This window comes from Cobetia sp. MB87 (assembly GCF_011319755.1).
In the GTDB taxonomy this organism is placed as follows: domain Bacteria; phylum Pseudomonadota; class Gammaproteobacteria; order Pseudomonadales; family Halomonadaceae; genus Cobetia.
In genome coordinates this window covers 109,454-119,652 of sequence record NZ_VFBC01000010.1, presented here as the reverse complement: position 1 = coordinate 119,652, position 10,199 = coordinate 109,454, and the positions used below count along the sequence as shown (strand labels likewise).

Below are 10,199 nucleotides of genomic sequence, written 5' to 3'. Positions count from 1 at the left end.
GTCGTGGTCACCGACATCACCGGGCAGAGCAGCACGGACAGCCTGGACATCGCGATCCTCGACACCGTCCCGACGGCCAATGCCGACACCGGCACCATCGCCGAGGACACCTCTGACGCTCTGACCGGCAATGTCATCAGCGGGTCCGGTGACAGCACGGATGCCGATGCGGCCGCCGATGCCCTGGGCAGCGACACGCCGACCCTGGTCACCGGTGTCGTGAAAGGCACTCTGGAAGACGGTGACGCGCTTGCGGCAAACGTCAGCGACACGACCGGCACCGAGATCATCGGCGACTACGGCACGCTGACCCTCAACAGTGACGGCAGTTACAGCTACGCGCTGGACAACAGCAATGCCGACGTCCAGTCGCTGAACGATGACAGCGACCCGCTGATCGACGTCTTCACCTATGGCATCACCGATGCCGATGGCGATGCCTCGCGCACCACGCTGACCATCACCGTCACGGGCTCGAGCGACGCAGTGCCGGTCATCACGTTGGCTGACAAGGAAGTGACCGAGGCCACAGGTGCCACGGTCACTGACACCTTCGAGGTGGCAGCGGATGCCGGAATCGCCAGCGTCACCATCAATGGCACGGACATCACTTCGGCGTCAGTGGATAACCCCATCGTGATTCCGGGTGCGACTGATGACGAAGGCACGCTGACCATCACTGGCTATGATTCCGGCACCGTGTCCTACACCTATGTGGAGGATGGCACGGCTGCGGATCACACGGCTGGCGACGATAGCGTGTTCGACAACTTCGCCGTGGTCGTCACTGACCTGGCTGGGCAGAGCACCAGCGACAGCCTTGACGTCAAGATTCTGGATACTGCGCCGACGGCCAAGCCGGATGAGCGCGATATTGATGAAGATGAGACGGGCGAGCTCACGGGTAACGTGATCGACGGTGCCAATGACAATGAGGACATCCTGGGTGCAGATTCGCCGTTCATGGTCTGCAAACTGAACGATACCGGGATTTCCGACGGCGGCAGTGCCACGGTCACGGGTGACTACGGCACGCTGACGCTCAACAGCGACGGCAGCTATACCTACGTTCTGGATACCACCAAGACGCAGTCGCTGGCAGAGGGTGAGCCGGCGGAAGACGTCTTCACTTATGTGCTGGAAGATAGCGATGGCGACACCTCCAGCACCACGCTGACCATCACCGTCACGGGCTCGAGCGACGCAGTGCCGGTCATCACGCTGGCTGACAAGGAAGTGACCGAGGCCACGGGTGCCACAGTCACTGACACCTTCCAAGTCGAGGCGGATGCCGGCATCGCCAGCGTCACCATCAATGGCACGGATATCACTTCGGCGTCAGTAGATAACCCCATCGTGATTCCGGGCGCGACTGATGATGAAGGCACGCTGACCATCACGGGCTACGATTCCGGCACCGTGTCCTACACCTATGTGGAGGATGGCACGGCTGCGGATCACACGGCTGGCGACGATAGCGTGTTCGACAACTTCGCCGTGGTCGTCACTGACCTGGCTGGGCAGAGCACCAGCGACAGCCTTGACGTCAAGATTCTGGATACTGCGCCGACGGCCAAGCCGGATGAGCGCGATATTGATGAAGATGAGACGGGCGAGCTCACGGGTAACGTGATCGACGGCGCCAATGACAATGAGGACATCCTGGGTGCAGATACGCCGTTCATGGTCTGCAAACTGAACGATACCGGGATTTCCGACGGCGGCAGTGCCACGGTCACGGGTGACTACGGCACGCTGACGCTCAACAGCGACGGCAGCTATACCTACGTTCTGGATACCACCAAGACGCAGTCTCTGGCAGAGGGCGAACCGGCGGAAGATGTCTTCACCTATGTGCTGGAAGATAGCGATGGCGACACCTCCAGCACCACGCTGACCATCAATATAACGGGCTCGGGCGACGCAGTGCCGGTCATCACGCTGGCTGACAAGGAAGTGACCGAGGCCACGGGTGCCACGGTCACTGATACCTTCGAGGTGGCAGCGGATGCCGGAATCGCCAGCGTCACCATCAATGGCACGGATATCACTTCGGCGTCAGTAGATAACCCCATCGTGATTCCGGGCGCGACTGATGATGAAGGCTCGCTGACCATCACGGGCTACGATGCCGGCACCGTGTCCTACACCTATGTGGAGGATGGCACGGCTGCGGATCACACGGCCGGCGATGATAGCGTGTTCGACAACTTCGCCGTGGTCGTCACTGACCTGGCAGGACAGAGCACCACCGACAGCCTCGACGTCAAGATTCTGGATACCGCGCCTGTCGCCAATGATGACACCTACACCATTCGTGAGGACGATACTTCCCCTGATGGTGAGCCGGTGATCAGCACCAATGTGATCTCCAGCGTCGTAGGTGGCGGGCGGGATGAGCTTGGTGCCGATGCCGTGACCATCACGAAACTGGACGGCATCTTGCTGGCAGACAACGGGGGTAGTGTTACCGTCGATGGCAGCTATGGCAGCCTGACCCTCAATACCGATGGCAGCTTCAGTTATGACCTGGACGATGTACGTGCCCAGGCACTGGGTGCCGGTGACCTCGTCAAGGAAGTATTCGAGTACACCATCCTGGATGCGGATGGCGACTCGGATACCGCCGACATCACCATCAATGTCCAGGGTTTGAATGACAAGCCGGTGGCCTATGACGATGGTCCGATCGTGGTCGAGGAAGATACTCCGGTCAGCGGCAACGTCTTGAACAACGACGTCGACGCCGATGGTGATGAGTTGAGTGTCATCAGCTTCACTGTTGACGGCGATACCTACGACTCGGGCGAGACGGCGGATCTCGGGGAAGTCGGCACACTGCTGATCAATACTGACGGTACCTTCACCTTCACGCCCGGTGAGAACTACAACGGTCCGGTGCCTGATACCACCTATGTGATCACGGATGGCACCGAAATTGATGAAGCCATTCTCAGCTTCCAGGATGTCACGGCGGTCGATGACCCGGTTGTCATCAGTACAGATGATGGCGCTGTTGTCGAAGATGGTGTGACACAAGCCTCAGGCACGCTGACCGCGACCGATGTCGATAGTGTTGCGCCGACATTCGTGGCTGCGACCGATGACAGCAGTGCCTACGGTAGCTTCACTGTCAATGCTGACGGTAGCTGGACCTATACACTCGACAACGACACAGCTGCTGTTCAGGGACTGACGTCTGACGACGAGATTGTCGAGCAGTACACCGTCACGCTCAGCGATGGTTCCACCACGACAGTGGATATCGTGATCACCGGTACTGATGATGCACTGCCGGTCATCAATTCACTGGAAGATCAGTCCATCACCGAAGCGACAGGGAGTACGGTCACCGATACCTTTACCGTGACAGCTGCGGCAGGTATCGCGGCAGTGACGATCGCTGGTGTGGATATCACGGATGCCAACACCTCACCGGTAGTGATCTCCAATCCAGATGGCGAAGGGACGCTGACGGTCACTGGCTATGATGCCGACACCGGGGTGGTCTCCTACAGCTATGTGGAAGATGGCACTGCGGCTGATCATTCCGGTGGCGATGACAGTGTCGTTGACGACTTCGCTGTCGTGGTGACGGATCTTGCCGGTCAGAGCACCACATCCAGTCTGGATGTCACTGTTCTGGACACCGCGCCGATAGCCAATGCTGATACCCGTAGCATGAACGAGAATCGCAGTGCTGCCGTTACCGGCAATGTGGTGGACGGCTCATCTGCGACGGCGGATACCCTGGGGGCCGATGCGGTCACCGTCACCGCCGTCACTTCCGGATCAGAAACCGTCGCGGTGAGCGATGGCGCGGCGGCTGTGATCACTGGGTCTTATGGCGAGCTGACGCTTGAAGCAGATGGCTCCTATAGCTACCAGTCAGCGCGCGAAGATCTGCAGTTCCTCGCGGTAGGTGAGTCGGTCACGGATGTCTATACCTACGTGATCACGGATGCTGACGGTGATACCTCCAGCACCACTCTGACGATCACCATCAATGGTCGCAACGACGGGCCGGCGATCAGCGTCAGCAGTGGCGACAGTGCAGCCGCCAGCCTGACAGAGACGGATTCACCGCTGAGCACCAGCGGTACGCTGTCGGTGACGGATGTGGATCTCAGCAATAGCGTGACGCCGAGCGTGACCAGTGTCTCCAGCAATGGTGATACTGGCACGCTGGACAATGATGATCTGCTTGCGCTGCTGGGGGTGGACACCGGCGCCATCATCGATGACGAGAACACTGAAGGAACGCTCAACTGGACCTTCGACAGCAGCGCTGCCGGGGAAAGCTTCGACTACCTGTCTGCAGGCGAGTCACTGGTCCTGACCTACACCGTCACTGTCACGGATACGGCGGGAGCGACAGCTACCCAGGATGTCACCATTACCATCCAGGGGACGAATGACGCTCCGGTAGTGACTGCGACTGAAGGCCGCGTCAGCGAAGAAGGGCTCGAAGGCGGTATCGCCGACAGTGATGCGGCTGATGGCTTCACGGATACCACCGATGCCACCACCGTCACCGGTACGGTTTCCGTCACTGATGTCGACAGTGACAGTGTCTCGCTGGTACTGACGGCGCCTGCCACGGCCATCACCTCCGGTGGCAGTGCGGTGACCTGGTCCGGCAGCGGCACTCAATCTCTGGTGGCAACCGATGCCGAGGGCAATGAAGTCGCGACGGTCACCATCGATGACAGCGGCGCCTATACCTTCACTCTGAGTCAGGCGGTTGATCACTCGGGTGACGGGGAAGATGTCCTGTCTCTGGGCTTCGGTGTACTCGCAACGGATAGCGAAGGCGCAAGCTCCACCGGCACGCTGACCATCGGCATCGAGGATGATGCCCCCGAGCAGCAAGAAGCACAGAGCTTCTCCTCGACGTTGGTGGATACCAACCTCACTATCGTGCTGGATGTGTCCGGCTCCATGGCGACGAGAGATGGCATTGATGGTGAATCTCGACTGGACAGTGCTATCAGCGCGATCAAAACGTTGATTGAGTCCTATGACGATTTCGGGGATGTACGTATCAATCTGGTGACCTTCTCCACGACGGCAGACTCCTACGGTGCTTGGCTTACAGTCGCCGAGGTCGAAGATGTTCTGGATAGCCTGATAGCGGGAGGGGTTACCAACTACGATGCCGCGCTTGCAGAAGCGATGGACAATTATGCTTTGGAAGGGGCATTGGAAGATGCGCAAAGCATCTCTTATTTCTTCTCGGATGGTACGCCATATGGTGCTGATGGTGATTCCAATGCGCTGGACAACTCTTTGGACTTCGATACCGTTCAATACACCACGACTATCAATGGTCAGCGGGTGGTGGTCCCAGTTCAGGACTCCTCTGATACTGGCATCAGCAACATAGAAGAGGGTATCTGGACTGACTTCCTGGTCGATAATGGCGTGAAGTCTTATTCCATCGGCTTGGGTAACAATGTCACAGAAGCCAATCTTGATCCGATTGCCTACGATGGTTCAGCGGATGAAGATATCGATAGTACAGTCGTGACCAGCTTCGAGGATCTCGACGATACGCTCGCTGCCACGGTCCAATCACCTGTCAGCGGTCAGCTGGTATCAGGCAGTTCCGTGGATGGCAGTCTGTTGGGAGCGGATGGCGGGTATCTGCAGTCGGTCACTGTGGATGGCACGACCTACAGCTATGACCCGGATACCAATGCTGTTTCTGCCACTGGCATCGACAACAGCAGCTACGATGCAGGCAGCCTGGAGTTGACCATCTCGACGGAACTGGGCGGCAGCATGCTGTTCAATCTGGGGACTGGTGATTTTTCCTATACGCCACCGGACAATGTCAGTGAGCGTTCCACGGACAGCTTTGATTACGTCACGGTCGACAACGACGGGGATACCAACGCTTCAAGTGTCAGCATCGACGTCGACAAGCTGTCGGTCCTGATCGGGACCTCTGGCAACGACACCCTGACGGGCGATGGCGATGGCCCGTTCTATGCGGACTATCTGATTGGCCAGGGCGGCAATGACATCTTGAGTGGCGGTGTGGGCAGCGATCGTCTGGAAGGTGGCAGCGGCAACGATACGCTGCGGGGCGGCACCGGCAACGATATCCTGTCCGGTGGTGAGGGCGATGATCTTCTGGTTGGTGGCTCCGGCAACGACATCCTCACCGGCGGCGATGGTGCTGACACCTTCCAGTGGCTGAGCGGTCATGACATCAACAGCGAAGGCGGCATGGCGACGGATACCATCACTGACTTCAGTGTCGCGGATGGCGATGTCATCGATCTGTCTGATCTGCTTCAGTCCAACGATGATGCCGATACGCTCTCGAGCTTCCTGCATTTCGAGTCAGATGGAGAAGGGGGCACCAATATCGAGATCAGTGTCGATGGATCCAACGGCAGCAATATCACGCAAGAGATCAATCTGCAGGATGTCGACCTGACATCAGGTGGCGACACGGATACGCAGATCATTCAATCTCTGCTCGACAGCAACAGTCTCAAGACGAACGTTGACGGCTAAATCGTTGGGGTAGGGGAGATGGCTTAGGCTGTCTCCCCTTGTTGTATTAGACTTTGCCGTAGAGACATCTGCGAAGTGCCCTACTAAGGAGGACAGGTTGAGCGATCAACCCACGCCATTAAGACCGGAGCCTGTTGGCGAGAGGGAGGGCGACCCCCTTCTCAATGCGCTGGTCTTCATGGCGCGTTACCACGGCAATCCCAGATCTGCAGCAGTGCTGGTCGATGGTCTTCCCATGGAGGAAGGCCGTCTTCCCTTGGCGCTTGTCAGTCGTGCCGCGGCACGTGCCAATCTGAGTGCCAAACTGGTCAACCAGCAGATCACGGCCATCAGCGACATGCTGATGCCGTGCATTCTCATACTCAAGGAAGAGCGTGCTGTCGTCTTGCTGGAGGTCGACAACGACGCAGGCAAGGCCAGGATTCATCAGCCTGAGGCCGATGGCGATGAACTGGTGGACATCGAATCACTGGCTGAGCGTCATGATGGGCGTGTCGTCTATCTCAAGCAGGAGCACCGCTTTGATGAACGCGCCCCGGAAACGCTCAAGCAGAGTGATGGTCATTGGTTCTGGTCGACGCTGAAGCTGTCGCGGCCGATCTACCGTGACGTGATCCTGGCGTCGATATTGATCAACCTGTTCGCCGTGGCATCACCACTGTTCGTGATGAATGCCTATGACAAGGTCGTGCCTAACCTGGCCTTCAACACGCTGTGGGTCCTGGCGACGGGTATGGCGATCATCATGGTGTTTGACTTCGTGATGCGCCAGACACGCGCCTACTTCATGGACACGGCGGGCAAGAAGTCCGAGGTACTGCTGACCTCGAAGCTCTTCTCCAAGACCATGAACCTGCGGATGGAAGCGCGTCCCGGCTCCGTCGGTGGCTATGTGAAGCACCTGCAGGAGTTCGATTCGATCCGCGAGTTCTTTACCTCCGCGACCTTGACCACTCTGGTCGATCTGCCGTTTGCCCTGCTGTTCCTGCTGGTGATCTGGATCGTGGCTGGGCCATTGGTTCTGGTGCCATTCGCCGCGCTCGTGATCCTGCTTGTCTACAGTCTGGCGATCCAGAAACCGCTGCGCAGCAGTATCGAGCAGGGGTCGCGCCTGGCGACGGAGCGCAATGCGCGCCTCGTCGAAGCAGTCTCAGGTCTCGAGAGTCTCAAGCTGGCCAATGCTCAGGGCGAAACCCAGCGCCGGTATGAACGCGCCGTCGGGCAGATCGCGCATTGGGGGGTGAAAAGCCGCAATCTGACGACCTCTGTCAGCTCGCTGAGCATGTCGCTGACACAGGCCACCACGGTGGCGCTGGTCGTGTTCGGGGTCTATCTGATCGCGGATGCACGCCTGTCTGTCGGTGGCTTGATCGCCGCGGTCATGCTGTCCGGGCGTGCGTTGCAGCCGCTGGGGCAGTTGGCGTTGCTGATCACGCGCATCGGCCAGACTCGCAGTGCAATGAATGCGCTTGAGCAGATCATGGCATTGCCGGAAGAGTCGGAAGATCGTCGTTACGTTCACCGCGAGCACCTGCAGATGCGTATCGAATTCGATCGCGTCGGCTTTGCCTATGCGCCGAATACGCCGCCTGCCGTATCGGATATCTCACTGACCATCAATCCAGGTGAGAGGATCGCGATCATCGGGCGTATCGGTGCTGGCAAGAGTACCTTGCAGCGTCTTGTCTCTGGCCTGTATCGCGCCACGGCGGGCAGCGTTCGCATTGATGGGCTGGATCTCAATCAGCTGCACCCCGCCGACGTACGTCGGCATATCGGCCATGCGGGCCAGGACAGTTCACTGTTCTTCGGCTCCATTCGCGACAACATCACTCTTGGCCAACCACACGCCAGTGATGTACAGGTCGAACTCGCGGCTGATGCCTCAGGTGTGACCGAATTCACTCGTCATCATCCCGAAGGTCTGGACCGTCAGGTCGGTGAAGGCGGACGCATGCTCTCCAGCGGTCAGCGTCAGACAGTCTTGCTGGCACGCGCACTCTTGATGCGTCCCCCGCTCTTGCTGCTCGATGAGCCTGGTTCGCACATGGACAATCGCGCCGAGCTGCGGCTGCGCAGAATGCTCAAGTCCCTGCCGCGCAGTCAGACGCTGGTGCTGGTCACTCACAAGAGCAGCATGCTCGACGTGGTAGACCGCGTCATCGTCATGGAAGGAGGGCGCATCGTCGCCGATGGGCCCAAGCAGCAGGTGCTGAGCGCCCTGAATGAAGGCCGTGTCGCCGGGCGCAAGCAGGAGGTGAATCGTGGCTAAGGCACCGATTGAGCAGCGTGACCTTCACCATCTCGACGATGTCAGCTCGGCCGTGTTGCTGGCGACTCCCTGGAAGTCGCGCATCCTGATCTGGATGGTGCTCGCATTCGTGGTCATCTTCATCATCTGGGCCAGCCAGGCGAGTCTGGAGGTCGTCACGCGCGGCTCCGGCAAGGTCGTGCCCTCGACGCACCTGCAGGTCGTGCAGAACCTGGAAGGCGGTATCGTGCGCGAGATCTATATCAAGGAAGGTCAGGTCGTCTCGCCGGGGGAGCCACTGCTGCGCATCGACGACACCAGTGCAGGGTCCGATCTGCGCGAGCGTGTCTCGACCCTCGATGGCCTGCAGGCCACCATCATGCAGTACGACACCGAACTTGATTCCATCGAGGTCAACGCCTCCGCGGATGCCTGGAAGGATCAGGTGAGCGTGAAGAATATCGAGTTGCCCTTCGACGAAGAATTCAAGGCGCGCAGTCCCGCTCTGGTATCGCGTGCGATGACCGCATATCGCACACATCTGAATCAGCTCAACAGTGGCCTCAATGGCGCGCGCGAGCAGATACTGCAGAAGGAGCAGGAATTGCGTGAGTTGAGATCGCGCATCAACAGTCTCGAGCGCAGCTATCAACTGTCGCGTCGCGAGCTCGGCATGACGGCCCCGCTGGTGCGTGAAGGCGTGGTCTCTCAGGTGGACCTTCTCAAGATCCAGCGTGAGGTCAACGACCTGCGAGGGGATCTTGAATCGGCGCGCCTGGCCGTGCCGGGCAAGCAATCGGAACTGGATGAGGCCATCTCGAACCGAGTCGGCGTCGCGCAGGAATTCCGCTCGCGTGCCGCGGAAGAGCTCGCCAAGACTCAGGCGGATCTGGGCCGCTTGCGTGAGGGGCGCACCAGTCTTCAGGACCGGCTCGATCGTACTTTGGTGACCTCTCCGGTTCAGGGCGCCATCAAGACGCTGAATATCAATACCATAGGCGGCGTCATCGAGCCCGGGGAAGACCTGATGGAGATCGTTCCCATCGAGGATCAGCTGCTGGTTCAGGCGCGAGTCGCTCCCAAGGACATCGGCTTCCTGAGAATCGGACAGCCGGCCGTCGTCAAGTTATCTGCCTACGACTTCACCATCTACGGTGGGTTGGAAGGCAAGGTCGATCAGATCAGTGCGGATACTGTGCAGGATGAAGAAGGCAACAGTTTCTACGAGATCAAGGTGCTGACGGAGCAGAACCACCTTGGAAGTGACTCGGATCCGCTCACGATCATCCCGGGCATGCAGGCCAGCGTCGATGTGATCACTGGCAATCAGACCGTACTGCAATATTTGATGAAGCCGATTCTGCGCGCCAGGCAAGGTGCCTTGCGTGAACGTTGATCAAGGATTTGATGTATTCGAGGG

Annotated in this window: 3 protein-coding genes; all 3 read left to right on the top strand. The window is 58.9% G+C overall.

Going from position 1 to position 10,199, the window contains the following annotated elements; all coding sequences use genetic code 11:
• A partial coding sequence (locus CDPAHKCJ_RS12180; RefSeq protein ID WP_166020037.1) for a VCBS domain-containing protein occupies positions 1-6,528 on the top strand: 6,528 nt, incomplete at its 5' end.
• Between the two features lie 97 nt (positions 6,529-6,625).
• On the top strand, positions 6,626-8,800 hold the full coding sequence (locus CDPAHKCJ_RS12175) for a type I secretion system permease/ATPase (protein WP_240916794.1): 2,175 nt from the start codon (positions 6,626-6,628) through the stop codon (positions 8,798-8,800).
• Positions 8,793-10,175: an HlyD family type I secretion periplasmic adaptor subunit gene (locus CDPAHKCJ_RS12170; RefSeq protein WP_054555704.1), complete on the top strand. Its 1,383-nt coding sequence runs from the start codon at positions 8,793-8,795 to the stop codon at positions 10,173-10,175. Before CDPAHKCJ_RS12175 ends, CDPAHKCJ_RS12170 begins: the two co-directional genes overlap by 8 nt.
• Positions 10,176-10,199 lie beyond the last annotated feature (24 nt).